Source organism: Kitasatospora sp. NPDC058184, from assembly GCF_042883725.1.
In the GTDB taxonomy this organism is placed as follows: domain Bacteria; phylum Actinomycetota; class Actinomycetes; order Streptomycetales; family Streptomycetaceae; genus Kitasatospora.
The window spans coordinates 188,214-214,272 of the sequence record NZ_JBHVVE010000004.1; the positions used below are offsets into that span (position 1 = coordinate 188,214).

The 26,059-nt window shown below is 74.8% G+C and carries 18 protein-coding genes; 14 read left to right on the forward strand and 4 right to left on the reverse strand.

The window, feature by feature from the left end:
- Positions 1–16: 16 nt before the first annotated feature.
- The 3 genes from ACFVXH_RS09485 to ACFVXH_RS09495 all read left to right on the forward strand — a co-directional run bounded on the left by ACFVXH_RS09485 (position 17) and on the right by ACFVXH_RS09495 (position 8,102).
- Positions 17–3,433 carry an ATP-dependent helicase gene (locus ACFVXH_RS09485; RefSeq protein ID WP_387821859.1) on the forward strand — a complete coding sequence of 1,139 codons (3,417 nt, stop codon included), beginning with the start codon at positions 17–19 and terminating at the stop codon, positions 3,431–3,433.
- A 32-nt stretch (positions 3,434–3,465) separates the two neighbouring features.
- Entirely contained in the window at positions 3,466–6,699 is a 3,234-nt protein-coding gene (locus ACFVXH_RS09490; protein WP_387821862.1) for a UvrD-helicase domain-containing protein, read from the forward strand.
- A 191-nt stretch (positions 6,700–6,890) separates the two neighbouring features.
- Positions 6,891–8,102 (forward strand): PP2C family protein-serine/threonine phosphatase, encoded by a 1,212-nt coding sequence (locus tag ACFVXH_RS09495; protein ID WP_143204490.1) that lies wholly within the window; start codon positions 6,891–6,893, stop codon positions 8,100–8,102.
- Between the two features lie 13 nt (positions 8,103–8,115).
- Here ACFVXH_RS09495 and ACFVXH_RS09500 read toward each other — a convergent pair whose 3' ends face one another.
- The gene (locus ACFVXH_RS09500) at positions 8,116–9,087 is read right to left on the reverse strand and encodes an endonuclease/exonuclease/phosphatase family protein (RefSeq protein WP_387821865.1); all 972 of its coding nucleotides are present in this window, start codon (positions 9,085–9,087) and stop codon (positions 8,116–8,118) included.
- Between the two features lie 79 nt (positions 9,088–9,166).
- On the opposite strand from ACFVXH_RS09500, the gene ACFVXH_RS09505 reads away from it, so the two are divergent.
- The 6 genes from ACFVXH_RS09505 to ACFVXH_RS09530 all read left to right on the forward strand — a co-directional run bounded on the left by ACFVXH_RS09505 (position 9,167) and on the right by ACFVXH_RS09530 (position 17,197).
- Positions 9,167–9,793, forward strand: coding sequence for a PadR family transcriptional regulator (locus tag ACFVXH_RS09505; RefSeq protein ID WP_049656855.1), 627 nt, complete (start codon positions 9,167–9,169; stop codon positions 9,791–9,793).
- 175 nt (positions 9,794–9,968) lie between these two features.
- Positions 9,969–10,733, forward strand: coding sequence for an ABC transporter ATP-binding protein (locus ACFVXH_RS09510; RefSeq protein WP_387821868.1), 765 nt, complete (start codon positions 9,969–9,971; stop codon positions 10,731–10,733).
- Positions 10,730–13,597, forward strand: coding sequence for an FtsX-like permease family protein (locus ACFVXH_RS09515; RefSeq protein ID WP_387821871.1), 2,868 nt, complete (start codon positions 10,730–10,732; stop codon positions 13,595–13,597). The genes ACFVXH_RS09510 and ACFVXH_RS09515 overlap by 4 nt, the downstream gene beginning before the upstream one ends.
- A gap of 134 nt (positions 13,598–13,731) precedes the next feature.
- Complete coding sequence (locus tag ACFVXH_RS09520) at positions 13,732–15,135, forward strand: dipeptidase (RefSeq protein WP_049656851.1); 1,404 nt, start codon at positions 13,732–13,734, stop codon at positions 15,133–15,135.
- A 70-nt stretch (positions 15,136–15,205) separates the two neighbouring features.
- Positions 15,206–16,147: an NAD(+) diphosphatase gene (gene nudC / locus ACFVXH_RS09525; RefSeq protein WP_049656848.1), complete on the forward strand. Its 942-nt coding sequence runs from the start codon at positions 15,206–15,208 to the stop codon at positions 16,145–16,147.
- A gap of 210 nt (positions 16,148–16,357) precedes the next feature.
- Positions 16,358–17,197 (forward strand): GntR family transcriptional regulator, encoded by an 840-nt coding sequence (locus ACFVXH_RS09530; RefSeq protein ID WP_074001394.1) that lies wholly within the window; start codon positions 16,358–16,360, stop codon positions 17,195–17,197.
- A gap of 103 nt (positions 17,198–17,300) precedes the next feature.
- Here the strand turns inward: ACFVXH_RS09530 and ACFVXH_RS09535 are convergent, their stop codons facing one another.
- Entirely contained in the window at positions 17,301–17,558 is a 258-nt protein-coding gene (locus ACFVXH_RS09535; RefSeq protein ID WP_049660517.1) for a mycoredoxin, read from the reverse strand.
- A gap of 263 nt (positions 17,559–17,821) precedes the next feature.
- On the opposite strand from ACFVXH_RS09535, the gene ACFVXH_RS09540 reads away from it, so the two are divergent.
- The 4 genes from ACFVXH_RS09540 to ACFVXH_RS09555 all read left to right on the forward strand — a co-directional run bounded on the left by ACFVXH_RS09540 (position 17,822) and on the right by ACFVXH_RS09555 (position 21,639).
- Positions 17,822–19,990 carry an ATP-dependent DNA helicase UvrD2 gene (locus ACFVXH_RS09540; protein ID WP_259316914.1) on the forward strand — a complete coding sequence of 723 codons (2,169 nt, stop codon included), beginning with the start codon at positions 17,822–17,824 and terminating at the stop codon, positions 19,988–19,990.
- Positions 19,991–20,261: 271 nt separating this feature from the next.
- A complete protein-coding gene (locus ACFVXH_RS09545; RefSeq protein WP_375874122.1) occupies positions 20,262–20,705 on the forward strand; it encodes a hypothetical protein in 444 nt (147 codons plus the stop codon).
- A gap of 170 nt (positions 20,706–20,875) precedes the next feature.
- Positions 20,876–21,244 carry a WhiB family transcriptional regulator gene (locus ACFVXH_RS09550; protein ID WP_369808359.1) on the forward strand — a complete coding sequence of 123 codons (369 nt, stop codon included), beginning with the start codon at positions 20,876–20,878 and terminating at the stop codon, positions 21,242–21,244.
- The gene (locus ACFVXH_RS09555) at positions 21,241–21,639 is read left to right on the forward strand and encodes a hypothetical protein (protein WP_063780373.1); all 399 of its coding nucleotides are present in this window, start codon (positions 21,241–21,243) and stop codon (positions 21,637–21,639) included. Before ACFVXH_RS09550 ends, ACFVXH_RS09555 begins: the two co-directional genes overlap by 4 nt.
- Before the next feature lie 181 nt (positions 21,640–21,820).
- Here ACFVXH_RS09555 and ACFVXH_RS09560 read toward each other — a convergent pair whose 3' ends face one another.
- Positions 21,821–23,248 carry an ABC1 kinase family protein gene (locus tag ACFVXH_RS09560; protein WP_387821879.1) on the reverse strand — a complete coding sequence of 476 codons (1,428 nt, stop codon included), beginning with the start codon at positions 23,246–23,248 and terminating at the stop codon, positions 21,821–21,823.
- A gap of 654 nt (positions 23,249–23,902) precedes the next feature.
- Complete coding sequence (locus ACFVXH_RS09565) at positions 23,903–24,991, reverse strand: ThiF family adenylyltransferase (RefSeq protein WP_387821882.1); 1,089 nt, start codon at positions 24,989–24,991, stop codon at positions 23,903–23,905.
- A gap of 255 nt (positions 24,992–25,246) precedes the next feature.
- Here ACFVXH_RS09565 and ACFVXH_RS09570 point away from each other — a divergent pair, with 255 nt between their 5' ends.
- Positions 25,247–25,984 (forward strand): M48 family metallopeptidase, encoded by a 738-nt coding sequence (locus ACFVXH_RS09570; protein ID WP_259316727.1) that lies wholly within the window; start codon positions 25,247–25,249, stop codon positions 25,982–25,984.
- Positions 25,985–26,059: the final 75 nt, after the last annotated feature.

Below are 26,059 nucleotides of genomic sequence, written 5' to 3' on the forward strand. Positions count from 1 at the left end.
GCGGGCCCGCCCCGCCATGCCCCCTGTTCGACCCCAGGACCCGTTCGTGACCTCCCCGTACCGGCTCGTGCGCAGCCCGCTCGTCCAGCCCGACCCACCTGTGCTGGACGCCTACCAGCGCGCCGTGGTCGAGCACCCCGGCGGGCCGCTGCTGGTGCTGGCCGGGCCGGGCACCGGCAAGACCACCACCCTGGTCGAGGCGGTCGCCCGGCGGATCGAGGACGGCACCGACCCCGAGCGGATCCTCGTCCTCACCTTCAGCCGCAAGGCCGCGACGGAACTGCGCGACCGGATGTCCGGACGGCTCGGCGGCACCGCCGCCGCCCCCCAGGCCACCACCTTCCACTCCTACTGCTACGCCCTGCTGCGCGCCCACCAGGACCCGGAGGACTACGCCGAGCCGCTGCGGCTGCTCTCCGGCCCCGAACAGGACGTCATGGTCCGCGAACTGCTGGCCGGCGGCGCCGAGGACGCCAAGCTCGGCCTCGGCCGGATCGCCTGGCCGCTGGACCTGCGGGCCTGCCTGACCACCCGCGGCTTCGCCGACGAGGTCCGCGCCGTCCTCGCCCGCAGCCGCGAACTCGGCCTCGGCGAGGCCGAACTCGAGCGCTTCGCCCAGGGCGTCCAGCGCCCCGACTGGGCCGCCGCCGCGCACTTCCTCGCCGACTACCTCGACGTGCTCGACCTGCGCGGCGTCCTCGACTACGCCGAACTCGTCCACCGCGCCGTGCTGCTCGCCGAGCGCCCCGACGTCGCCGAGCAGCTGCGGCGGCGCTACGACGTCGTCTTCGTCGACGAGTACCAGGACACCGACCCCTCCCAGGTCCGGCTGCTGCGCCGGCTCGCCGGCGGCGGACGCGACCTCGTCGCGGTCGGCGACCCGGACCAGTCGATCTACGCCTTCCGCGGCGCCGACATCAACGGCATCCTCGACTTCCCCCAGACCTTCCGACAGGCCGACGGCAGCCCCGCCGAGGTCAAGGTGCTGCGGGTCTCCCGCCGCTCCGGCGCCCTGCTGCTCGCCGCCTCCCGGGAGGTCGCCCGCCGGATGCCGATGGGCCGGCTGCCCGCCGACAAGCTCGCCCAGCACCGCGCCCTGCTGCCCTCCCGCGAAGGCGGCAGGGTCGAGGTCTACACCTACCCGACCCCCGGCGCCGAACTCGACTCGATCGCCGACCTGCTGCGCCGCGCCCACCTGGAGGACGGCGTGCCCTGGGGCGAGATGGCCGTGCTCGTCCGGGCCGGCGCCCGCTCCATCCCCGGCGTACGGCGGGCCCTCGGCGCGGCCGGCGTCCCGCTGGAGATCGACGGCGACGACCTGCCGCTGCGCGAGGAGCCGGCCGTCGCCCAGCTGCTGCTCGCCCTGCGGGTCTGCGCCGAACAGGCCGCCCGCGACAAGCAGGGCGACCCGGACGCCCCCGACCCGCTCACCACCGACCTGGCGCACGCCCTGCTCACCGGCCCGCTCGGCGGCCTCGACGGCTCCGACCTGCGCCGCCTCGGCCGCGCCCTGCGCGAGGAGGAACGCGCCGCGCTGCGCGCCGAGGCCAGGGCCCGCCTCCGGACCCCCGAGGGCGGGGCGGACGACGGGAGCGTGCCGCCGGATCCCGGCCCCGGCCCCGCCGCCGCCCCCCGCCCGGCCGGCGAACTGATCCGCGAGGCCCTCGCCGAACCCGAGCGCCTCGTCGCACTCGACCCCGCGCACGCCCGCCGCGCCCGCGACCTCGGCACCCTGCTGCGCAAGGTCCGCGAACTGCTGGCCGGCGGCTGCACCGCCGAGGAGGCGCTCTGGGAGCTGTGGGACGGCAGCCGCCGCTGGCGCGAGCGACTGGAACGGGCCGCCCTGCGCGGCGGCGCGGCCGGCCGCAACGCCGACCGCGACCTGGACGCGCTCTGCGCCCTGTTCGAGACCGCCGCCCGCGCCGAGGAACAGGTCACCGGCCACCGCAGCGCCCTCGACCTGCTCGCCGAACTCGAAGCCCAGGACATCGCCGCCGACACCCTCACCGTCCGGACCGTGCGCCCCGAGGCGGTGCGGCTGATGACCGCCCACCGCTCCAAGGGCCTGGAGTGGCGCCTGGTCGTGGTGGCCGGCGTCCAGGACGGCCTCTGGCCCGACCTGCGCCGCCGCGGCTCCCTGCTGGAGGCCGACCGGATCGGCCGCGACGGCCTCGCCGAACCGCTCTCCCCGGCCGCGCTGCTCGGCGAGGAGCGCCGGCTCTTCTACGTCGCCGCGACCCGCGCCAAGGAACGGCTGATCGTCACCGCCGTCAAGGCCCCCGCCGACGACGGCGACGAACCGTCCCGCTTCCTGCGCGAGCTCTACCGCGAGGACGTCGACCCCAGGACCGGCAGGGTCGTCCGCCGCACCCCGCCGGTCACCGTCGAGGACGTCACCCACCGGCCGCGCCGCCCGCTGTCCGTCGCCGCGCTGGTCGCCGAACTGCGCGCCGTCACCGTCGACCCCGCCCGCTCGCCCGAACTGCGCCGCGCCGCCGCCGAACGCCTCGCCACCCTCGCCGCCGCCACCGACGAGGAGGGGCAGCCGCTGGTGCCCGCCGCCCGCCCCGAACGCTGGTGGGGCCTGGACGACCCGACCGCCGCCGCCGAGCCGCTGCGCAGCGCCGACGCGCCCGTCCGGCTGTCCGGCAGCGGGCTGGAACAGCTGGAGAGCTGCTCCCTGCAGTGGTTCCTGGACAAGGAGGTCAAGGCGCGCGGCGCCGGCTCGGCCGCCCAGGGCTTCGGCAACGTGGTGCACGCCCTCGCCGACGAGGTCGGCTCCGGCCGCACCCCCGCCGACCTCGCCGTGCTCATGGAGCGGCTGGACACCGTCTGGGACGCGCTGGCCTTCGACGCGCCCTGGAAGTCCCAGCAGGAGAAGACCGAGGCCCGCGCAGCCCTGGAGCGCTTCCTCAACTGGCACGTCCTGGAGCGCGGCCGGGACCTCGTCGCCACCGAGCACGGCTTCGACGTCACCCTCGACGTCGGCGGCGTCTCGGTGCGCATCCGCGGCTCGATGGACCGGGTGGAGAAGGACTCCGCCGGGCGCGCCTACGTGGTCGACTTCAAGACCGGCAAGCAGATACCCACCGACAGGTCGCTGCCCGAGCACAAGCAGCTCGCCGTCTACCAGCTCGCCGTCCGGGCCGGCGCCCTCAACGAGCTGCCCGGCTTCCCCGGGCACCCGCCGGACACCGGCGGCGCCGAACTCGTCCACCTGCGCGAGCCCGCCGCCAAGGCCGCCCAGGACACCCCCAAGGTGCAGCACCAGGAGCCGCCGCAGGGCGAGCCCTGGATCGAGAACCTGCTCGCCGAGGCTGCCGGGAAGGTCCTCGCCGAGCGCTTCGTCCCGCAGACCGGCGGCGGCTGCGACCGCTGCACCTTCCGCCGCAGCTGCTCCGCCCAGCGCGACGGGGCGCAGCTCGTGGAGTGAATCCTGTCCGACGCTCCGGTTACGGTTGCGGGGTGACCGCCGTGCTCAGCCATCCCGACCAGCTCAAGGAGCTGCTCGGCATCCCGTTCAACCGGGAGCAGATGGCGGCCGTCGCAGCCCCCCTGGAGCCGGCCGTGATCGTCGCCGGCGCGGGCTCCGGCAAGACCACGGTGATGGCCGCCCGGGTGGTCTGGCTGGTCGGCTCCGGCGCGGTCCGGCCCGAGGAGGTGCTCGGCCTCACCTTCACCAACAAGGCCGCCGGCGAGCTCTCCGAGCGGGTGCGCGCCTCCCTCCTGCGGGCCGGGGTCGTCGACCGGGACGGCGCCGAGCCGCTCGGCGACCCGGAGATCTCCACCTACCACGCCTTCGCCGGCCGCCTGCTCAAGGAGCACGGCCTGCGGATCGGCATCGAACCGGACGTCCGGCTGCTCGCCGACGCCACCCGCTTCCAGCTCGCCGCCAAGGTGCTGCGCACCGCCCGCGGCCCGTTCCCCGCCCTCACCGGCACCTTCGCCAACCTGGTCGCCGACCTGACCGCACTGGACGGCGAGCTCGCCGAGCACCTGGTCGAGCCGCAGACCCTGCGCGAGTTCGACGAACGGCTGCTGGACACCCTCGCCACCGTCAAGCTCACCAACGACGACCTGCGGGCCGTCCCGGCCACCGCCCGGGCCCGGCTGGAGCTGCTGCGCCTCGTCGAGGACTACCGGCGCCGCAAACGCTCCGCCGGGCTGATGGACTTCGGTGACCAGATCGCCGCCGCCGCCCGCCTCGCCCAGCAGCGCCCGGAGGTCGGCGAGCTGCTGCGCGGCCAGTTCAAGGTGGTGCTGCTGGACGAGTACCAGGACACCTCGGTCGCCCAGCGGCTGATGCTCGCCGGCCTGTTCGGCGCCCCCGGCGACGGGACCGGCACCGGCAGCGGCCACCCGGTGACCGCCGTCGGCGACCCCTGCCAGGCGATCTACGGCTGGCGCGGCGCCTCGGTGGCCAACCTCGACGAGTTCCCCCGGCACTTCCCGAAGGCCGACGGCCGCCCCGCCGACCGCTACGCGCTCAGCGAGAACCGCCGCAGCGGCGGCCGCCTGCTCGCCTTCGCCAACGAACTCGCCGCCCCGCTGCGGGAGATGCACGAGGGCGTGGAGGCGCTGCGCCCGGCCCCCGGCGCCGAGCGGGACGGCTACGTGCGCGCGGCGCTGCTGCCCACCCACGCCGAGGAGGTCGACTGGCTGGCCGACTCGATCGCCCACCTGGTGCGCACCGGCACCGCGCCCGGCCGGATCGCCGTGCTGTGCCGCGGCGGCGCGGCCTTCCCGGACATCCACGCCGCGCTGGTCGCCCGGGAGGTGCCGGTCGAGGTGGTCGGCCTCGGCGGGCTGCTGCAGCTGCCCGAGGTGGCCGACCTGGTGGCGGTCTGCGAGGTGCTGCAGGACCCGACCGCCAACGCCGCGCTGGTGCGCCTGCTGATCGGCCCGCGCTGGCGGATCGGCCCGCGCGACCTCGCCCTGCTCGGCCGCCGGGCCGCCGACCTGGTGCGCACCGACCACCCCGAGGGCGTCGAGGCGCTGGCCGCGGCCGTCGCCGAGGCCGACCCGACCGAGGTGGTCTCGCTGGCCGACGCGGTGGAGACCTTCCTCGACGCCTCGGCCGGCGACGAGGGGAAGCCCGACGACCTGCCGTTCTCCGCCGAGGCGCGGGTGCGCTTCGCCCGGCTCGCCGCCGAGCTGCGCGACCTGCGCCGCTCGCTCGCCGACCCGCTGATGGACGTGCTGCACCGGGTGCTGTCCGTCACCGGCCTGGAGGTCGAACTCGCCGCCTCTCCGCAGGCCCTGGCCGCCCGGCGGCGGGAGACCCTGCACGCCTTCCTGGACGTCGCCGCCTCCTTCGCAGACCTCGACGGCGACCCGGGCCTCGCCGCCTTCCTCGGCTTCCTGCGCGCCGCCCAGGAGTACGAGCGCGGCCTGGACAGCAGCCTGCCCGGCGGCGAGGACACCGTGAAGGTGCTCACCGCGCACAAGTCCAAGGGCCTGGAGTGGGACGTGGTCGCCGTCCCCGGCCTGGTACGGGGCGCGTTCCCGTCGTCCAGCCCGCGCGAACGCTGGACGAGCACCAAGCGCGTGCTCCCGCACGCCCTGCGCGGCGACGCCGAAACGCTGCCCGACGTGCGCGGCGGGTGGAACGGGAAGTCGATGACGGCCTTCAAGAAGGAGCTGGCCGACCACTCCGCCGTCGAGGAACTGCGCCTGGGCTACGTGGCGTTCACCCGCCCCCGGTCGCTGCTGCTGGCCTCCGGGCACTGGTGGGGGCCGAGCCAGAAGACCGTCCGCGGCCCGTCCGACTTCCTGGAGCGGCTGCGCGAGCACTGCGAGCGGCCCGGCGCCGGCGAGGTCGAGCACTGGGCCGAGCAGCCGGAGAAGGGCGCCGAGAACCCGGCGCTGGCCTCCCCGGTCGAGCGCCCCTGGCCGCTGCCGCTGGACCCGGCCGCCCAGCACGCCCGCCGCCGGGTCGCCGAGGTGGTGCGCGCGCGGGTGGCGGGCGCGGCGGCCCCCGAGGCCGAGGAGCTGACCTCCGAGGACCAGCGCCAGGTCGCCTCCTGGGACCGCGATCTGACCGCGCTGCTGGGCGAGTTGGAGCGCTCCCGGCGCACCGCGCGGGACGTTCCGCTGCCCGCCTCGCTGTCCGCCACCCAGCTGCTGCGCCTCGCCGCCGACCCGGACGGCTTCGCGCACGAGCTGGCCCGTCCGATGCCGCGCCCCCCGCAGCCGGCGGCCCGGCGCGGCACCCGCTTCCACGCCTGGGTGCAGTCCCGGATCGAGCCGCTGCTGCTGGTCGAGCCCGGCGCGCTGCCCGGCGCCGACGACGACGGCATCGAGGACGAGCAGGACCTGGAGCGGCTCAAGGAGGCGTTCCTGCGCACCCCGTACGCGCGGCGCAAGCCCCACCGGGTGGAGGCGCCGTTCCAGCTGGTGCTGGCGGGACGGGTGGTGCGGGGACGGATCGACGCGGTCTACCGGGAAGATGACGCGTTGTCGGAATCCGGTGGTGCGTCACGCTACGAAGTGGTGGACTGGAAGACCCACCGGGAGGAGACCGCCGACCCGTTGCAGCTCGCGGTCTACCGGCTGGCCTGGGCCGAGCACGCGGGCGTCGATCCCGAGCAGGTCACGGCTTCCTTCCTGTACGTCCGCAGCGGACGGATCGTCCGTCCCGCAGGACTTCCCGACCGAAAAGAGTTGGAACGGCTCCTGATCGGGAACAGTGACTATTGAGTCACACAGAGCATCCAAGTCATCACGCCAGTGCCCGAAACCTGTGCGTCATGCACGTTTCGCGCCTATTGTGGGGTCGGTAACCGGTCAACCCCCGTGCTCCGGCCGCCAGCGAGGCCCGTATTCCCTGACCCTCAGTCATCACCGCAGGTGCCCTCGGGCATCGGCGTCTTCTGCTGGAGAGACCGAAGTTGAGCGCGACCGGATGGATCAGAGAGCGGTTCACCGGGCCGACACCGGGGCCCGCTCCGCGCGCGACCGGCACCTGGCCGAGGACGGCGCTGGCGCTGCCGTTCATCGGCATGGTGCTGATCGTCGCCCTCGACTACCTCAGCGGCACCGAGGTGACGGTCGAACCGGCCCTCACCGCCGTACCCGCGCTGGCCGCCGTGGTCAGCCGCCGAACCTGGTACCCGCTCGCCATCGGTCTGGGCACCGAGGCGGCGGCCTTCCTGATGGCCTTCCGCAGCGACACGCTCGGCGAATCCGTGCACGCCGCCAGCGTCTTCGCGATCCTGCTCGTCGCCGCGATCGGCTGGGTCAGCGCCACCCTGAGACTGCGCCAGGAACAGGCGTTGGCCGACGCCCAGCTGGTCGCCTCGATCGCCCGCCGGGTGCTGCTGCGGCCCGTCCCCGAACGGGTCGGCACCGTCCGGGCGGCCGTCCACTACGAGGCCGCCGCCGCGCACGCCCGGATCGGCGGCGACCTCTACGAGGTGGTCAACACCCGGCACGGGGTGCGGGCCGTGGTCGGGGACGTCCGCGGCAAGGGCCTCGGCGCGGTGGAGACGGCCGCCGCCGTGCTCGGCGCCTTCCGCGAGGCGGCCCACCAGGAGGCCGCCCTGGACCGGGTGGCCGGCTGGCTGGCCGTCAGCCTCGACCGCGCCCTGCACGAGAACGACCACCCGGGCGTGGAGGAGGAGTTCGTCACCCTGGTGCTGATCGGCGTCCGCCCCGACGGCGCCGCGGAGATCGTCAACTGCGGCCACCCGGCCCCGCTGCTGCTGCGCGGCGGCGAGGTCAGCCCGCTCGAACTCGCCGAGACCGTACCGCCGCTGGGCGTCCTCGACCCGGCCGACGTCCGCCCGCCGGTGCACCGGCTGCTGCTCCAGGGCGAGGACCGGGTCCTGCTGTTCACCGACGGGGTGATCGAGGCCCGCGACCGCGCCGGCGTCTTCTACCCGCTCGCCGAACGCCTCCCGCGCTGCGCCGCCGGCCGCCCGGCCGACGTCCTGCAGCGCCTGCACGAGGACGTGGTGCGCCACGTCGGGCGCCAGCTCGGCGACGACGCGGCCATGCTGCTGCTCCAGTTCGACCCGCCGCCCGCGCTCGGGCCCGGAGCACCCCGGGGCGCGGCCACCGTCCACCTCCCGCAGCAGGCCGGGGTCCTGGCGCGCCACTGAGGACCCAGAGGCCCTACAGGGACACCTCGACCAGCAGCGGGCGGTGGTCCGACACCACCGCGCGCGGCGCCGCCGCCGGGCCGACCGCCGTCCGCGGCACGCCGATCGCCAGCACGTGGTCGAACTGCACCGCGGGCCGGTGCGAGGGGTAGGTCGGCGTGCGCGCCAGGTCGTACCAGCCCTGCAGGCGCGGCCGCGGCTCGCGCACCCGGCGCCGGCGCGGCTCGGTCAGCGCGGGCCGGGCCCGCCGGGCCGCCCGCAGCTCGCGCACCCGCGCCCGCGGCGCGGTGCGCTCCAGCGCCGTCGCCCCGCCGAGCACCGTCCGCGGCACGGCGCCGACCAGGTTGAAGTCGCCCAGCACCAGGTACGGCCGGGGCAGGTCGGCGATCCAGCGCCGGATGCCGGCCAGCTGCGCCATGTTCCAGCCGGGGACGAAGGACAGGTGCGCCGCCACCACGGTGAACGGTCCGTGCTCGCCCTCCAGGACGGCCGCCAGCGCCGCCCGCGGCTCGTCCGGCACCGGGGTCAGCCCGCGCCGCCCGGCCACCCGCAGCGGCAGCCCGAACGGGGCCGGGGCGAACCGGCGGGCCCGCCAGTGCCGGACCGGAAGCCTCGTCAGCAGCGCCGTCCCGTACGAGGGCGCGGCGCCGTCGCCGACCTCGTCCGGCCCGTACACCCGCAGGCCGACCGGACCGGACGGCTCCGGCACCCAGCCCGCCACCGGCGCCGGGCGGCCGTGCAGCGCGGCGGCGAAGCGCCAGTCCTTGGCGCCCATCGCCGCGGCGGCCACCGCCGCCTGGTCGGTGAGGCCGGAGCGCGCCTGGTGGCGGTCCACCTCCTGGAGCGCCAGCACGTCGGCGTCCAGCGCGGCCACCGCCTCGGCCAACGGCCCGCCGGGGTCGGACGGGTAGGGCCGCGGCGCGCCGTCCGGGGCGAGCGGCTGTCCGTGCAACAGATTGAAGGTGGCGATGCGCAACTGGCTCACACCGCACGACGGTACCCGGTCCCCGGGGGAGGGGGGCCCGGCTTGAGGCGGTAGGGCATACCGGGTATACATACTCGGTATGTCCATCCGTCACGGTCTGCTCGCCCTGCTCGACCAGGGCCCGCGCTACGGCTACCAGCTGCGCACCGAGTTCGAGGCGCGCACCGGCGCCACCTGGCCGCTCAACGTCGGGCAGGTCTACACCACGCTGTCGCGACTGGAGCGCGACGGGCTGGTCGAGCCAGCGGGGGAGGACGGCGAGGGCCACCAGTTCTACGCCGCCACCGACGCCGGCCGGGAGGAGCTGCGGTCCTGGTTCGACACCCCGGTGCCCCGGACCAACCCCCCGCGCGACGAACTGGCGATCAAGCTCGCCATGGCGGTCACCGTCCCCGGAGTGGACGTCTCCGCCGTCGTCCAGGGCCAGCGCCGGCACAGCATCAAGGCGCTCCAGGACTACACCCGGCTCAAGGGCCGCGCCCTCGCCGGCGAGAAGCGCCCCGGCGTGGTGCCCTCCGCCAGCAACGACCTCGCCTGGCTGCTCGTCCTCGACCAGCTGATCTTCCAGACCGAAGCGGAGATCCGCTGGCTCGACCACTGCGAGACCCGGCTCGCCCAGCAGGCCGAACTCCTGCAGGCCCGCACCGCCGAGGCCGCCCGCGACGACGGCGCGCCCGCGAAACGCGGCCGCCGCCTGCGGGCCTGAGCCCACCGCCCGAGCGCATCGCCCGAGTCCACCGCCCGAGCGCATCGCTTGAGCCCACCGCCCGAGCGCATCGCTCGAGCCCACCGCCTGAGTCCGCGCGCGTGAGTCCGCGCGCCACCCGAACCACCAGGCTCGGCCCGACTCCGAGCCCACACCCAGCACAAGGGGGGAATTCGTGTCCCACACCCAAGAGGCCCGGCAGACGCCGGTGCTCCACCTGGAGAACGTCACCCGGGTCCACGGCCACGGCGCCGCCGAGGTCCAGGCCCTGCGCGGCGTCGACCTCAAGGTCCACCCCGGCGAGTTCGTCGCCGTCATGGGCCCCTCCGGGTCCGGCAAGTCGACCCTGCTCACCCTGGCCGGCGGCCTGGACACCCCGAGCGGCGGCCAGGTCCTGGTCGAGGGCGTCGCCCTCGGCGGCCTCAACCGCAAGAAGCTCGCCCAGGTCCGCCGCCGCTCCGTCGGCTACGTCTTCCAGGACTACAACCTGATCCCGGCGCTCACCGCCGCCGAGAACATCTCGCTGCCGCGCGAACTCGACGGGCTGTCCACCCGCGCCGCCCGCCGCGAGGCCCTCGTCGCCCTGGAGGAGCTCGGCATCCCCGAGCTCGCCGACCGGTTCCCCGACGACATGTCCGGCGGCCAGCAGCAGCGCGTCGCCATCGCCCGCGCCCTGATCGGCGACCGCCGCCTCGTCCTCGCCGACGAGCCCACCGGCGCCCTCGACTCCACCACCGGCGAAGCCGTGCTCGCCGTCCTGCGCGCCCGCTGCGACGCCGGCGCCGCCGCCATGATGGTCACCCACGAGGCCCGGCACGCCGCCTGGGCCGACCGGGTCGTCTTCCTGCGCGACGGCCGGATGGTCGACGAGTCCGTCAGCCAGGACGCCGCCAGCCTGCTCGTCACCGCCGCCGGCAACAGCCTGAAGGTGGACGAGTGAAGCTCAGCGCCTGGCGGGTCGCCCTGCGCATAGCCCGCCGCGACGCCCTGCGCGCCAAGGGCCGCAGCGCCCTCGTCATCGCCATGGTCGCCCTGCCCGTCCTCGGCGTCACCGGCGCCGACGTCGTCTTCCGCAGCGCCGAGCTCACGCCCACCGAACAGGTGGCGCGGCTCATCGGCCAGGCCGCCGGCGAGCTGAGCGTGGTCGAGGCAGGCTCCACCGTCAAGCAGGCGCCGGACCCCGACAAGGGCTTCACCGTCAAGGACCCCAAGGACGACGCCAAGGAGGGCGAAGCCCCCGCGTACACCCCCGTCCAGCGGCGCTCCCTGGACACCGCCCCCGCCGAGCTGGCCCGCCAGCTGCTCCCGGCCGGCGCCGTCCTGGTGCCGGAGCTCTCGGGCCCGTACACCGCCGCGAGCAGCGCCCAGGGCCTGCTCAGCACCCGGGTCGGCGAGGCCGACCTGACCGACCCGGTCTGGCAGGGCCGGGTGAACCTGGTCCAGGGCCGCGCCCCGGCCGCCGACACCGAGGCCGCCGTCACCACGGACTTCCTCAAGCGCTCCGGCCTCAAGGTCGGCGACAAGACCGCCGTCCGCGGCCTGGAGTCCGCCCCCTTCACCATCAGCGGTGTCTACGAGTACCCCGGTGAGCTGCGGGCCACCGAACTGACCGCCCGCCCCGGCACCCTGCTGGAGCGGCTCGCCAAGGCCACCAGGACGGACAACGCCCGCGAGGCCGGCACCGAGACCTCCCGCTGGCTCGTCAAGCTCCCGGCCGGGGCCGCGCTCGACTGGAACAAGGTCAAGGAGGTCAACGAGTACGGCTTCACCGTGACCTCCCGCGCCGTCCTGCTCGACCCGCCGGCCCGCGCCGAGGTCCCCTACTACGTCGAGCAGAAGTCGCGCGGCGGCGAGGAGACCTCCTACCTCAACCGGACCGACGTCGTCATCCTCGCCACCGTCGTCGGCATGGCCCTGCTGGAGATCGTCCTCCTCGCGGGCCCCGCCTTCGCCGTCGGCGCACGGCGCTCGCGGCGGCAGCTCGGGCTGCTGGCCGCGGCCGGCGGTGAACGCGCCAACGTCCGCTCGGTCGTGCTCGGCGGCGGCATCGTCCTCGGCGTCACCGGCGCCCTGGTCGGCCTCGGCCTGGGCGTCGGCCTGGTCGCCCTGCTGCGCACCAGCGCCGAGGACTACTCCGGCAAGCGCTTCGGCCACTTCAACCTGCAGCCGCTCGACCTGCTCGGCATCCTCCTGGTCGGCCTCGTCACCGGCCTGCTGGCCGCCGTCGTGCCCGCCGTCCAGGCCTCCCGCCAGGACGTCGTCGCCGCGCTGACCGGCCGCGACACGCTCAAGCCGCCGAGCCGCAAGCTCGCCGTCCTCGGCCTGCTGATGCTCGGCGGCGGCGCCGCCCTCGCCCTGTTCGGCGCGACCAGCGGCATCGGCAACCGCAGCGTCGCCGTCCTCGGCGGCTCGGTCGTCGCGGAGCTCGGCATGGTCGTCCTGACGCCCTACCTGGTCGGGCTCTTCGGCCGGCTCGGCCGCTGGCTCTCGCTCGGCCCCCGGCTCGCCCTGCGCGACTCGGTGCGCCACCGCGGCCGCACCGCGCCCGCCGTGGCCGCCGTGATGGCCGCCGTCGCCGGCTCCGTCGCGGTCAGCGTCTACATGGCCAGCTACGAGGAGCAGAACCGGCGCGACTACGTCGCCTCCGGGCCCTCCAAGGCCGTGATGCTCGGCAGCGGCTGGATGACCGACGCCGACAGCAAGCTGCTGCCGCAGGCGCGCGAGGCCGTCGAACGCAGCATCCCCGACCTCGGCCAGCGCGCCGACGTCCAGCGCGTCGAGCCCAAGGGCAACTGCCCCGACGGCAGCTTCTGCGGCTACATCAGGGTCGAGGTGCCCAAGGCGGACCGCTGCCCCGCCCTCGACCCGACCAACGAGCTCGACCCCGCGGAGCACTACCGGATCATGGGGACGGACCCGCGCTGCAAGTCGGACAACCGCCGCAGCACCCCGTACACCGCGCTGGTCGCCGGCGACGCCACCCTGCTGCGCAACCTCTACGGCGTCACCGACCAGGGGGCCGGCCAGGCCCTCGCGGCCGGCAAGGCCGTGGTCTTCGACCCCCGGTACCTCAAGGACGGCAAGCTCGCCCTCCAGTACACCCTGCCGGTCCACCCCGATTCGAGCGGCAACTCCCGGGAGAAGCCGGTCACCACCGAGATCGCCGTGGACGCCGTCCTCGTCGACTCCTCGGTGCCGGCCCCGGGCCAGGCCGTGGTCAGCCCGGCCACCGCGGCCCGGCTCGGCTTCGCCACCGCTCCGGCCGGCTCGGTCTGGCTGCCCGCCGCGATGCCCTCCGACGGCGCCCAGCAGAAGGCCGACGGCGCGATGGCCAAGCTCACCGACCACACGATGCTCAAGATCGAACGCGGCTACGAGTCCCGGGCCGGACTGGTCCAGCTCGGCCTGAACGTCTTCGCCGCGATCGTCGCCCTCGGCGCGGCCGGCATCGCCACCGGACTGGCCGCCGCCGACTCCCAGCGCGACCTGACCACCCTCGCGGCGGTCGGCGCCGAACCCCGCATCCGGCGCTCGCTGTCCGGCTTCCAGTGCGGGGTGATCGCCGCCATGGGCGCCCTGCTCGGCGCGGTCTGCGGCGTGGTGCCGGGGGTGGCGCTGCGCAAGGTCGAGGCCGCGACGGGCGGCTACCCCGGGATGAGCGCCGCCGAGCTGGCCAACAAGGCGATCGTGGTCTTCCCGTGGCCCACCATCGCCGCCACCGTGGTGCTGCTGCCGCTGCTCGCGGCCGGCCTGGCCGCCGTGATGACCCGCTCGCGGATCACCCTGCTGCGCCGCTCGGGCTGAGCCCGGCGCACCCGTCCGTCACCCCCGTCGCGCACCCCTGTCGCGACGGGGGTGACGCATGTTACAGAGCCGGGAACGCCCGGCAGCCGGACGGCCGGGGCGGGCACCCGCACGGGCGAACTACAGTCGTCGGTATGACGAGAACCCCGGACAGCGTCGTCCGCTCCTACATCGACCAGCACCAGGCCGCGTTCCTCGCCGACCTCTCCGAGTGGCTGGCCATCCCCTCCGTCTCCGCCGACCCGGCCCGGGCCGGCGAGGTGCGGCGCTCGGCCGAGTGGCTGGCCGCCAAGCTGGGGGAGACCGGCTTCCCGGTCGCCGAGGTGTGGGAGACCGACGGACTGCCGGCGGTGTTCGCCGAGTGGCCCTCCGGGGACCCGTCCGCGCCGACCGTCCTGGTCTACGGGCACCACGACGTGCAGCCCGCGGCCCGGGAGGACGGCTGGGACACCGAGCCGTTCACCCCGACCGTGGTCGACGGCCGGCTGTACGCGCGCGGCGCCGCCGACGACAAGGGCCAGGTGTTCTTCCACACCCTGGGGGTGCGCGCCCACCTGGCCGCCACCGGCCGCACCGCGCCGGCCGTCAACCTCAAGCTGCTGATCGAGGGCGAGGAGGAGTCCGGCTCGCCGAACTTCGCCGACCTGGTCCGGCGCGAGGCCGGGCGGCTGGCCGCCGACGTGGTCGTCATCTCGGACACCGGCATGTGGTCCGCGACCACGCCGACCGTCTGCACCGGCATGCGCGGCCTGGCCGACGCCCAGATCGACCTGTACGGGCCGGACACCGACATCCACTCCGGCTCCTTCGGCGGCGCCGTCCCCAATCCGGCCCAGGTCGCGGCCGAGCTGGCCGCCGCCCTGCACGACGCCGACCGCAGGGTCGCGATCCCGGGCTTCTACGACGGCGTCGTCGAGCTGACCGAGACCGAGCGCGAGCTGTTCGCCGAGCTGCCCTTCGACGAGGAGCAGTGGCTGCGGGTCGCCAAGTCGTACGGCACCCGCGGCGAGGCCGGCTACTCCACCCTGGAGCGGATCTGGGCCCGCCCGACCGCCGAGGTCAACGGCATCTGGGGCGGCTACACCGGCCCCGGCGGCAAGACCATCGTCCCCGCCTCGGCGCACCTCAAGCTGTCCTTCCGGCTGGTCGCCGGGCAGGAGGTGGAGCAGGTCCGCGAGGCGGTGCGGGACTGGGTGGCCGGGCGGGTGCCCGAGGGCGTCCGGTACGAGCTGGTCTTCCCCGGCGCGACCCGGCCCTGCCTGACCCCGCTGGACCACCCGGCGCTCCAGTCCACCGTCCGGGCGATGGGGCGGGCCTTCGAGCAGAAGATCCTCTTCACCCGCGAGGGCGGCTCCGGCCCGGCCGCCGACCTCCAGGACGCGCTGGGCGCGCCGGTGCTGTTCCTCGGCATCTCGGTGCCCTCGGACGGCTGGCACTCGGTCAACGAGAAGGTCGAGCTGGACCTGCTGGCCAAGGGCGTGGAGACGGCCGCGTACCTCTGGGGCGACCTGGCCGAGAACTTCCGGCCGGGGGCATGACGCCCACCGCACGCACCATGGCAGCCAGATCACTCATCCGGATGATTCACCACGTGGGGATGGAACAGACGTGAGCACCGTGCCTGAGACCGAGCGCCCGTTGCCCCTGGCCCTGGCCCGGTCCGGGGTGGACCGGGCGGCCGAGCACCGCCTCGACGAGCCCTGGCTGGCGGCCGCCTGGAGCCACCCGAACACCCGGGTGCTGCCGATCGCCGGCGGTGAGGCGTTCGTGGTCGACACCGCGCAGGGCACCGAACTCGTGCTGATGCCCTCCTTCGAGGCCCCGCAGACCGGCGACCGGTACTTCCTCGGCACCGACCAGGACGGCGTCTCGTACTTCGCGCTGGCCGGCGAGAGCCTGCCCGGGCGGCTGGACGGCGACGCCCGGCCGGCCGGGCTGCGCGAGGTCGGCGGGCTGCTGTCCGACCGGGACGCCGGGCTGCTGGTGCACGCCGTGGCGCTGGAGCACTGGCACCGGCTGCACAGCTTCTGCTCGCGCTGCGGGCACCCGACCGAGAAGGCCGGCGCCGGGCACGTGCGGCGCTGCACCTCCTGCGCGGCCGAGCACTACCCGCGCACCGACCCGGCGGTGATCATGGTGATCACCGACGAGCAGGACCGCTGCCTGCTCGGCCGCCAGGCGCTGTGGCCGGAGGGCCGCTGGTCGACGCTGGCCGGCTTCGTCGAGCCGGGGGAGTCGATCGAGCAGGCGGTGGCCCGCGAGGTGCACGAGGAGGCGGGCGTCAAGGTCGGCGAGGTGCGCTACGTGGCCAGCCAGCCCTGGCCGTTCCCGTCCAGCCTGATGCTCGGCTTCCTGGGCCGGGCGCTGCCCGGCGGCACCGAGATCACCGTGGACGGCGAGGAGCTGGCCGAGGCGCGCTGGTTCTCCCGCGAGGAGCTGCGCGCCGGGATGGAGGCGGGCGAGATCCTGCCGCCGTCCGGCATCTCGATCGCCCGGCACCTGGTCGAGCTCTGGTACGGGGAGCCGCTGCCCTCGGCGGCGCGCTGGTAATCCAGGACGAAAGGGGGGCGCGTGGTCAATTCCATGCGCCCCCCTTTTTCTCTCCAACCCCTTCCCGAATTCGCCACGACCAGCTGTTCGTATCCGGACGGGCCAGTTCTGCTACCGGGAGGGGTCGGCGCGGGGGCGCATTCAACCCGCTCGGACGATATTGCCGGAAACGGCTGATACCGGCTCACCGCGCTCGCTACATTCACGAGGGTGACAATCCCCCGGGGCACCGCCCAATCCCCCAAATACCAGCGCCTCGCCGCCGACCTGCGCCGCCGGATCGCCGAGGGCGAGTTCACCGCCGACGCCGCCCTGCCGGTCGAGAGCGAACTGGAGCGCCAGTACGGCGTCGCCCGCAACACCGTCCGGCTCGCCGTCGACGTCCTGGTCAACGAGGGCCGCCTGGTCCGCCTCCAGGGCAAGGGCACGTACCTGCGCGAACACCCCGTCCTGGACCACCGCGCCTACGGCCCCGGCCTGACCCCCGCGCCGCGCGACTGCCTCGCCGCGCCCTCCGACGTCTACCTCGGCGAGGCCGCCGAAGCCGGGCGGGAACTCGGCACCGACTTCGAGATGATGATCGTCCGGGCCCGGGTGGACATCGCCGAACGGCTCGGGCTGCGCCCCGGCGAGGCCATCGTGGTCCGCCGCCAGCTGCGGCTGCTCGACCGCGAGCCGTACTCCATCGAGGAGAGCCACTACCGGGCCGGCCTCGCCGCCGGCACCCCGCTGATGGAGCCCGACCCCGTCGAGGGCGGCGACGAGGCGGTGCTCGCCACCCTCGGACGCACCGAGATCGGCGCGGTGGACCACCTGGTCGCGCGGATGCCCGGCCCCGAGGAGGCCCAGTGGTTCCAGGGCGGCCCCGGCGTGCCGCTGATGGTGCAGACCCGCGTCACCTACGACCGGCGCGGGCCGGTGCGGGTCATCGAGACCCGCTACTCGGCCGACCGCAGCCGGCTCGTCTACGGCGTCGGCGACCTCGGCGCCCGCACCACCCTGCCCGCGCCCGCCGCGCCCGTCGACCCGGCCCGGGCCGACGCGCCGTGAGGCGCGCGCCGGCCCCGGCGGCCCGGGCCCGCGGGGCCCGGGTCGGGGCCGGTCGGGCCCGGGCCCGGCGGGTTCGCGCCCGGCGGGTGTGGACCCGGTGGGGTCAGGACGCCAGGGCCTTCTTGACCTGCAGCAGGCTCGGGTTGGTCATCACGACCCGCTCGCCGCCGCCCACCGGCGTCACCAGCACCGTCGGGACGGTCTGGTTCCCGTTGTTCACCGACTCGACGAAGGACGCCGACGCCGGGTCCTCCTCGATGTTGATCTCGGTGTAGCCGATGCCTTCACGGTCCAGCTGGCTCTTGAGTCGGTTGCAGTACCCACACCAGGTCGTGCTGTACATCGTCACGGTGCCGGACATCGAGGGGGCTCCTTCGAAAGAGGGGGGCGTACGGTCTCCGGCAGGAACGTCCACCGGGCGGCGGACATTCCGGAGCGCCGTCGACCGTCGCGCGGAGTGATCATCCTGCGATCGCACCGGGCCTGTGGACAACCCCGTCCGCGATGTCCCCCCGGGCTGAGAGGATGGAACGCATGCAGGAAGACCTCTTGAGCGGCAGCCCCTACGACGGCCCCCACGGCTCCCCCTGGGCCGACCCCGGTGCCGACACGGGCCCGGACGCGGTGCTCGCCGGGCTCGACCCCGAGCAGCGCGCCGTCGCCACCGCCCTGCACGGTCCCGTCTGCGTCCTGGCCGGCGCCGGCACCGGCAAGACCCGCGCCATCACCCACCGGATCGCCTACGGCGTGCGCAGCGGCGTCTACCACCCCCAGCAGGTCCTCGCCGTCACCTTCACCGCCCGCGCCGCCGGCGAGATGCGCGGCCGGCTGCGCCAGCTCGGCGCCGACGGCGTCCAGGCCCGCACCTTCCACGCCGCCGCGCTGCGCCAGCTCCAGTACTTCTGGCCGCGCGCCGTCGGCGGCCCCGTCCCCCAGCTCCTGGAACGCAAGGTCCAGCTCGTCGCCGAGGCCGCCGGCCGCTGCGGCCTGCGCGTCCAGCGCACCGAACTGCGCGACCTCACCGCCGAGATCGAATGGGCCAAGGTCACCCAGATCGCCCCCGAGGACTACCCCGCGGCCGTCGCCAAGTCCGGCCGCGAGGCCCCCCGCGACCCGGCCGAGACCGCCCAGGTCTACCGGGTCTACGAGGAGGCCAAGAGCCGCCGCGGCAGCATGGACTTCGAGGACGTCCTGCTGCTCACCGCCGCCATCCTGGAGGACCGCCCGGACATCGCCGACCAGGTCCGCTCCCAGTACCGGCACTTCACCGTCGACGAGTACCAGGACGTCTCCCCGCTCCAGCAGCGCCTGCTCGACCGGTGGACCGGCCCCGACGGCGGCGCCAGCCTCTGCGTCGTCGGCGACGCCAGCCAGACCATCTACTCCTTCACCGGCGCCACCCCCGACTACCTGCTCAACTTCCGCACCCGGCACCCCGAGGCGACGGTGGTCAAGCTGGTCCGCGACTACCGCTCCACCCCCCAGGTCGTCCACCTCGCCAACGGACTGCTCGCCCAGGCGCGCGGCGAGGCCGCCCGGCACCGCCTGGAGCTCGTCTCCCAGCGCGAGGCCGGCCCCGAGCCGGTCTACACCGAGTACGAGGACGAGCCCACCGAGGCCGAGACCACCGGCCGCCGGATCAAGGACCTGCTCGCCGCCGGGGTGCGCGCCAGCGAGATCGCCGTGCTGTTCCGCACCAACGGCCAGTCCGAGGTCTACGAGCAGGCCCTCGCCGACCTCGGCGTGCCCTACCAGCTCAAGGGCGCGGAACGGTTCTTCGAGCGCCCCGAGGTCCGGGACGCCGGCGTGCTGCTGCGCGGCGCCGCCCGGGCCGCCTCCGACCCGCTCACCGACGACGCCCCCGACCTGGCCGGCCAGGTCCGCGCGGTCCTGGCCACCCGCGGCTTCACCGCCGAGCCCCCGGCCGGCTCCGGCGCCGTCCGGGACCGCTGGGAGTCGCTGGCCGCCCTGGTCCGGCTGGCCGAGGAGTTCGAGCGCACCCGCACCGCGGCCGGCCAGACCACCGACCTCGCCGCCTACGTCGCCGAGCTGGACGCCCGGGCCGCGGCCCAGCACGCCCCGGCCGTCGAGGGCGTCACGCTCGCCTCGCTGCACGCCGCCAAGGGCCTCGAATGGGACGCCGTCTTCCTGGTCGGCCTCACCGAGGGCACCCTGCCGATCATCTACGCCAAGACCGACGAGCAGGTCGAGGAGGAACGCCGCCTCCTCTACGTCGGCGTCACCCGGGCCCGCAAGCACCTCAGCCTCTCCTGGGCGCTCTCCCGCTCCCCGGGCGGCCGGGCCAGCCGCAAGCCGACCCGCTTCCTGGACGGGCTGCGCCCCGGCTCCGCCGCCCCGGGCGCGCGCACCGGCGCGCGCGGCGGGCGGGGGGGCGTCGAGCCCGGCGAGCGCTCCGCCGGGCGGCGGGCCCGCGGACCGGTCAAGTGCCGGGTCTGCGACAAGGTGCTCACCGAGGCCGTCGAGCGCAAGCTGCGCCGCTGCGAGAGCTGCCCGTCCACGATGGACGAGGGGCTGTACGAGCGGCTGCGCGAGTGGCGGGCCCGGCAGGCGAAGAAGCAGGGCGCGCCGGCCTACGTGGTGTTCACCGACGCCACGCTGATGGCGATCGCCGAGGACGTGCCCGCCGGCCGCGGTGAGCTGGCGGCCATCTCCGGGGTCGGCGCGATGAAGCTGGACAAGTACGGGGCCGCCGTGCTCTCGTTGTGTGCGGGGGAGGAGCCCGAGGAGGATCCGGACGACGTCGAGGACGGCGGTCCGGCCGATCAGGCCTGAGCAGGTCCGAGCGCGGTCCCAGGGGCCGCTCCGAGGGTTTCGGAACCCGTCGTGTGACGTGCCGAAGAACTCGCGTGAAAAATAGTTTGCGCCGCGTACCGGGAGCGCAATAGCCTGCCGGAGCGGTCAAGGGGACGCGGTCGCACGGGGTGAAACCTGTGCCGATGCCCCTCGCCCGAGAGCTTTACCGAGACAGACATCCGAACATTCGGAGCCAGGGAGACCAGGCTCCGCGAGACGCCGAGAGGAGGCGAAGACAGTGGGAAACATCATGATCACCAAAATGACTGGCCAGACCGTTGTCGCTGCCTCCCTGCGTGCCGCCCGTCTGCGGGCGCTCGCCGAGCTCGGTGGAACCGGTCTGGGTCTCGACACCACCGGTGTCTCCGCTCCCGTTGTCAGTGGTCTTGGACACACTGATCTGTGCCTCACGGGCGGCAGGAGCTTCGAAGGCACCTTTGTCGAGACCGGTCTGTCCCGTGACTGGGCGTCGTTCGGTACGTCGTGCTCCCTGCGCGACGAGCGACCGACCCAGGCACCGAAGGCAGCAGTAGCCGCCGCCATGCATGGCGGCTATGCGCAGGTCGTCGGTGCCGGAAACGCCCAGAAGCAGAACGAGCAGCAGATTAACCAGGCCATGGCCGCCTTCACGGGCGCCGAGGCCATCCGGATGCAGGCCTTCCGCGGCCCTGAACCCTGGAGAGAACGAACCTGAGCCAGCCTCAGGTCGGCACCTCCAGGGCCGCGGAACCCGTCACACCGGGATCCGCGGCCCTTCTGTTTTGTCCGGTACGCAAGACCACCCAGGCCCTCCGGGGCCTCCGGCCCAGCACCACCAGTCACCTGGGCCGGAACCACTGAGAAAAGACGAGGAAGACGCCCACAGTGTCCACGGTCATCACACCGCCCACCCCGTCCGTACCGCCGACAAGCCAGATCACCAAGGCCGACCAGGCCGACCCCCCGGAGGTTCCTTCCATGCAGCTCAGCTCGATCGAGCAGGCCGAGTCCCTCGGTCTCCCCATCCCCTGCCGCGCCTTCGACCCCGAGGTCTTCTTCGCGGAGACGCCGGCCGACGTCGAGTACGCGAAGTCGCTCTGCGGCACCTGCCCGGTGAAGGAGGCCTGCCTGGCCGGCGCCCTGGAGCGGCGCGAGCCGTGGGGCGTCTGGGGTGGCGAGCTGTTCGTCCAGGGCGTCGTGGTGGCGCGCAAGCGTCCCCGTGGCCGTCCGCGCAAGACCGAGGTCATGGCATGAACCCCGCCCACGAGGCCAGGGTCGTCCGCCGGGGAGAGCAGCCCCCGCTGGACAGCGCCCTCCGCCGATCCGTGCGGATCGCCGCCGCCAAGGCCGACGCCGCAGCCCGCATCACGTCCCCGAGCAAGCACCACGAGCAGGACCACGACATGAACCCCGCCGCCGTCGATCCCACCGCCCGCGCCGAGCAGGCCACCGAACGTCAGACCCAGAACAGGATCCTCGAGATGCAACTCCTCCACGAATCCCTGGCCCGTGCCCATATGCAAGACAGGCTGCACGAGGCCGAGAACCAACGGCTCGTCAGCCGGGTCGCCCGGGCCCGCAAGCTCAGGCAGCGGGCCGAGCGGGCCTCGATGCGCGCCCGCAAGGCGCTCGCCGTCGCGCTGATGTAGCGCTGATACAGCGGATGCAGGGTCCCGCCGGCCCGGAGGGCCCGTCCTCGACAGGCCCCCGCCGGCTCCGGTCCACGGCCGGCCGCCGGTTCGCCGGCGGACCTTGAACCACCCCCGTCGTGCCGCAGGCCGCTCCCCGTCGTCGGGGGAGCGGCCTGCGGCCGTTGTCGCGGTGTGGGGGTCAGTCCTTGCGGACCCGGGCGGGTTCGGCGGTCCTGGCGGGCTTCACGGGCTTCGTGGGGGTGGCGGGGTTGGCGGGTTCCGCGTGCTCTGCCGACGGCCGCCCGGCGAAATCGGGCAGCCACTCCAGCATCTCCGCGCGGAACGGCGCCTTGGCGCCCAGCTGGCAGAGCACCCCGATGGTGCTCAGCGTCACCCGGTGGATCAGCAGGTACGCGGGCGGCAGGTTCAGCTGCTTGCCCAGGTTGTAGGCGGGCGAGCGCGGGTCGGCGATCCGGGCCGCCTGGGCCCGCATCCAGGTCCGGGTGAAGTGGAAGTTCTCCACCGCGGCCGGCTCGATGATCGGCAGCAGGTAGTCCAGCACCGCGTCCGGGTCCAGCCGGACCGAGGGCTTCACGAAGCCCTCCTCGCGCAGCATCCGGAGCACGCCCGCCGCGTCCCCGGCCAGCGCCATCCGCAGCGAGGCCCCGATCGGGGCCGGCAGCCCGCCGGGCAGCCGGTCCACCGTGCCGAAGTCCAGCACGCCCAGCCGCCAGCCCGACACCGGGCCGTCGTCCTTCAGCAGCCGGAAGTTGCCCGGGTGCGGGTCCGCGTGCAGCAGGCCGGTCCGGGACGGGCCGGCGAACAGGAACCGGGCCAGCAGCTGCCCGGCGCGGTCGCGCTCCTCCTGAGTGCCGTCCGCGATCACCTCGGCCAGCGGGGTGCCGCCCATCCACTCGGTGACCAGCACCTGGTCGGCCTGGGCCACCACGCCCGGCACCACGATGTCCGGGTCGTCCGTGAACTCCTCGGCGTGGCGGCGCTGGGCCTGCGCCTCCAGCTCGTAGTCCAGCTCCTCCGAGACGCGCTCGCGCAGCTCGGTGATCAGCGGCTTGATGTCCAGCCCGGGAATCAGCGGGCCCAGCAGCCAGGCCACCCGGCTCAGCTGCGAGAGGTCCGCGAGCAGCGCGTCCCCCGCACCCGGGTACTGCACCTTGACGGCGACCGTGCGGCCGTCGTGCCAGACCGCCTTGTGCACCTGTCCGATCGAGGCGGCGGCCGCGGGCCGGTCGTCGAACTCCCGGAACAGCCCGCGCCAGTCGTCACCGAGCCGCTGGGCGAGCGCGGTGTGCACCTTGGCGGCGGGCATCGGGGGAGCGGCGTCCTGGAGCTTGGTGAGCGCCGCCCGGTACGGCCCGGCGACCTCCTCGGGCAGCGCGGCCTCGAAGACGGACAGCACCTGCCCGAACTTCATCGCCCCGCCCTTTAGTTCGCCGAGGACCTTGAACAGCTGGTCCGCGGTGGCCTGTTGGAGCTCGGCGGTGACCACCTCGGCGGAGCGGCCGCCGATCCGCTTGCCCAGGCCGAGCGTGGCGCGACCGGCTATCCCCAGCGGCAGGGCGGCGAGCCGTGCCGTGCGGGTCACTGCCTTGCGCGGAAGATCGCTCACCCCGGGCCTCCATTCCCTGGCCCCCCGGTTCCGGACGGCCGACCATCTCTACGCCATTGTGCCCGCTCCCTGCTGCGTGCCCCTCGGAATTCCGTGGGGCGGGGCGGAGAGTGGCCTCCCTTTGCGGGGAGTTGGGCGGCTTGGTCCGGGGAGGGCGGGGGGTGGGGCAGGTGGTTGCTGCGCAGGAAGTCGGCTCGGCCGACTTCCTGCGCGGTGTTGTGATGCTGCTCGCTTCCCTCTTCCCCGGGGCCCCTCCCCCCTCCCCCCTCCCCCCACCCCACCCACCGCCCACCACCCACCGCCCACCGCCCACCGCACCCACAACCCACCGACCTCGTACCCCGAGCGGTGGCGCCCCGTCCTCTCTGCCGGTCCGTGCCCGTGCCCGGTCTGTGCCCGTGCCCGTGCCCGTGCCCGTGCCGTGCCATGGCCTGTGCCTTGCCCGAGGCAGGGCACAGGCCATGGGAGGCCTCGCACCCGCCCGTGGGGCTTGTCGGCCCCGGCCGGGGGTTCGTCGGGACGGCGGGCCCACCCCGGCCATCGGCTCGTATGGCCGGGTGGGTGCCCGTGGTCCCGTGGGGAGGCCGGAGGCTGCCGAGCCGTGCAGCCGCCGGGCCTGCTCCCGTCAGACTCGTTCTTCTCCTCCTCCGTTCCTCACCCCGGGGGCAGCGGCTGCCAGAGGCAGCCGCAGTCCGGGTGCCCGCGCAGTCGCAGGCGCCGTGGCATGCCGTCCCCGGCCGAGACCTCGCACCAGCCGTCCACGCTCGGTGGGCGCCCGCCGTCCAGGAACACCTGGACGTGCAGGGCCGCCAGGCCGGCGACCGCCGTCGCGAGCGCCGTGTCGCAGGCCGGGGTACGGGCCCGGCCGGGCCCTCCGTCGGCCAGCTGGGCCAGGACCCTCGGCCAGGCGGCGTCCTCGTCCTCCCGCCGCAGCACCAGGCAGTGCCCGCAGGCCGACATCCCGGGGATCACCAGTGGCCCGATGACGCCGAACTCCTCGACCACGCCCACGTAGAGGTGCGGCACCCCGGCCCGCAGCAGCAGCCGGGCCTCGTACGTCCCGCCCGCGAAGGCGGCGCTGCCGTCCCGGGGCGCGAGGACCACGAAGTCCGGTGGTGGGTCCCCGGGCCGGCGGCGGGGCACGGGCGCCGGTGGCCGCCCCGCCGCGCGCTGCACGGCCTCCCGGGCCGCCGTCGAGCGCAGTCGGCCGACGTCCCCGGGCGGCAGCCCGGCGGGGGAGCAGTCGCCGGGTTTCACCCGGCCGGTGTCCGCGACCGTGACCGTGCCGGTGCCGCCCGCCGCGAGCACCGCCGCCACGGCGGCGCCGACCCGGCCCGCGCCGCGCACCTCGATCCGCGCGTCGGCCCGGCGGCCCAGGACCGCCGGTGCGGCGCCCGGCCCGGAGTGGACCAGGGAGAGCGAGGCGAGGTCCGGTTCGAGCAGGTCCCGCTGCTGCGCGGGGAAGCGGGCCAGTGCGCGGCGGCCGGCCTCCGCGTCGTCCAGCAGGCCGGTCTCCTCCAGGCCGGTGAGCAGGGTGTCGGCCGGTTCGCGGCCGAGCCCGATGCGTTCTCCCTCGTTCAGGAGCTCCGGTCGGTCGCGCGTCCCGTCGAGCAGCGCGAGGAAGTCGCAGAGGGTCTTGTTGGCGTTGCCGAGCACCCCGGCGAACCGGGTGACGGTGCCGAACTGCAGGGTCTCCGAGTCCCGCCAGCTGCGGGACAGCGCGGGCTTGAGGGCGAGGCGCACGACGATCTTCCTTCCGATCGTTTCCGGACGGCTGACCGCAGCTTGCCCCATCACGCCGATGTCGTGCGCAGAGTTATCCACAGGTCTGTGCTTATGATCACCCCATCCGTTCGCACGCCCTGTGGATAACTGGCCATCCTCCCCGATGTCGCTTTCCGGACACCCCCCGTCGACTTTTCGTTCCCGATCGCTCCATGAAAGATTCCGGCCATGGCAGCGGACTTCTGTCCGTGGTACCGGGTAACGTCGTGTGCCATGGCAGCCGAGCGGGACTCCCATCCACCGGCGTCGCGTCGGCGTGCCCCCGCAGCGTCCGGGTCGCAGGTCGCGGCGCCGAACACGCGCGGGCGCCCGGACCAGCGGCAGCAGCCGGGGCCGGCCCCGTCGCAGCCGCCGCCCGCCGGTGCCACGGCCCCCGAGGCGCACGACCGCAGCCGGGTCGAGGTGCGCCGCAGCGCCCGCCGCAGCCGTACCGTCTCCGCCTACCGCGAGGGCGACCGCACCATCGTGCTGATCCCGGCCCGGATGTCGCACGCCGAGGAGCAGCGCTGGGTCGCGCAGATGCTGGAGAAGCTCGCCGCCCAGGAGTCCCGGCGGATCCCCGGGGACGAGGCCCTGATGGCCCGGGCCCGCGAGCTGTCGGCCTCCTACCTGGACGACCGCGCCCGGCCCAGTCAGGTCCGCTGGGTCACCAACCAGAATTCCCGCTGGGGCTCCTGCACCCCCAGCGAGGGGACGATCCGCCTCTCCCACCGTCTTCAGGGCATGCCGGAGTACGTGCTGGACTACGTGCTGCTGCACGAGCTGGCGCACCTGCTGGTGCCGGACCACGGCCCGGCGTTCTGGGCGCTGCTGGAGGCCTACCCGCGGACCGAGCGGGCCCGCGGCTACCTGGAGGGCGTGGTCTCCGCGGCCCGGCTGCCGCACATCCCCGGCGCCCGGCACGCCGCCCCGGGCCCGACCGGGCCCGATCAGGCGGCCTCCTGCGACTGAGGCCGCGGCGGAGCGGGAGTCGCGGTGGTGTCAGGGCCGGGGCAGCGCGGGAGCCAAGGGCGGGCCGGTCCGACC

What these genes read in the sequence shown, in the direction of transcription:
- ACFVXH_RS09485 (WP_387821859.1), top strand. Translation starts at nt 17, where the DNA reads ATGCCCCCTGTTCGACCCCAGGACCCGTTCGTGACCTCCCCGTACCGG.
- ACFVXH_RS09535 (WP_049660517.1), bottom strand. Translation starts at nt 17,558, where the DNA reads ATGTCCGGCACCGTGACGATGTACAGCACGACCTGGTGTGGGTACTGC.
- ACFVXH_RS09545 (WP_375874122.1), top strand. Translation starts at nt 20,262, where the DNA reads ATGATCACCAAAATGACTGGCCAGACCGTTGTCGCTGCCTCCCTGCGT.
- ACFVXH_RS09555 (WP_063780373.1), top strand. Translation starts at nt 21,241, where the DNA reads ATGAACCCCGCCCACGAGGCCAGGGTCGTCCGCCGGGGAGAGCAGCCC.
- ACFVXH_RS09570 (WP_259316727.1), top strand. Translation starts at nt 25,247, where the DNA reads ATGGCAGCCGAGCGGGACTCCCATCCACCGGCGTCGCGTCGGCGTGCC.
- ACFVXH_RS09520 (WP_049656851.1), top strand. Translation starts at nt 13,732, where the DNA reads ATGACGAGAACCCCGGACAGCGTCGTCCGCTCCTACATCGACCAGCAC.
- ACFVXH_RS09505 (WP_049656855.1), top strand. Translation starts at nt 9,167, where the DNA reads ATGTCCATCCGTCACGGTCTGCTCGCCCTGCTCGACCAGGGCCCGCGC.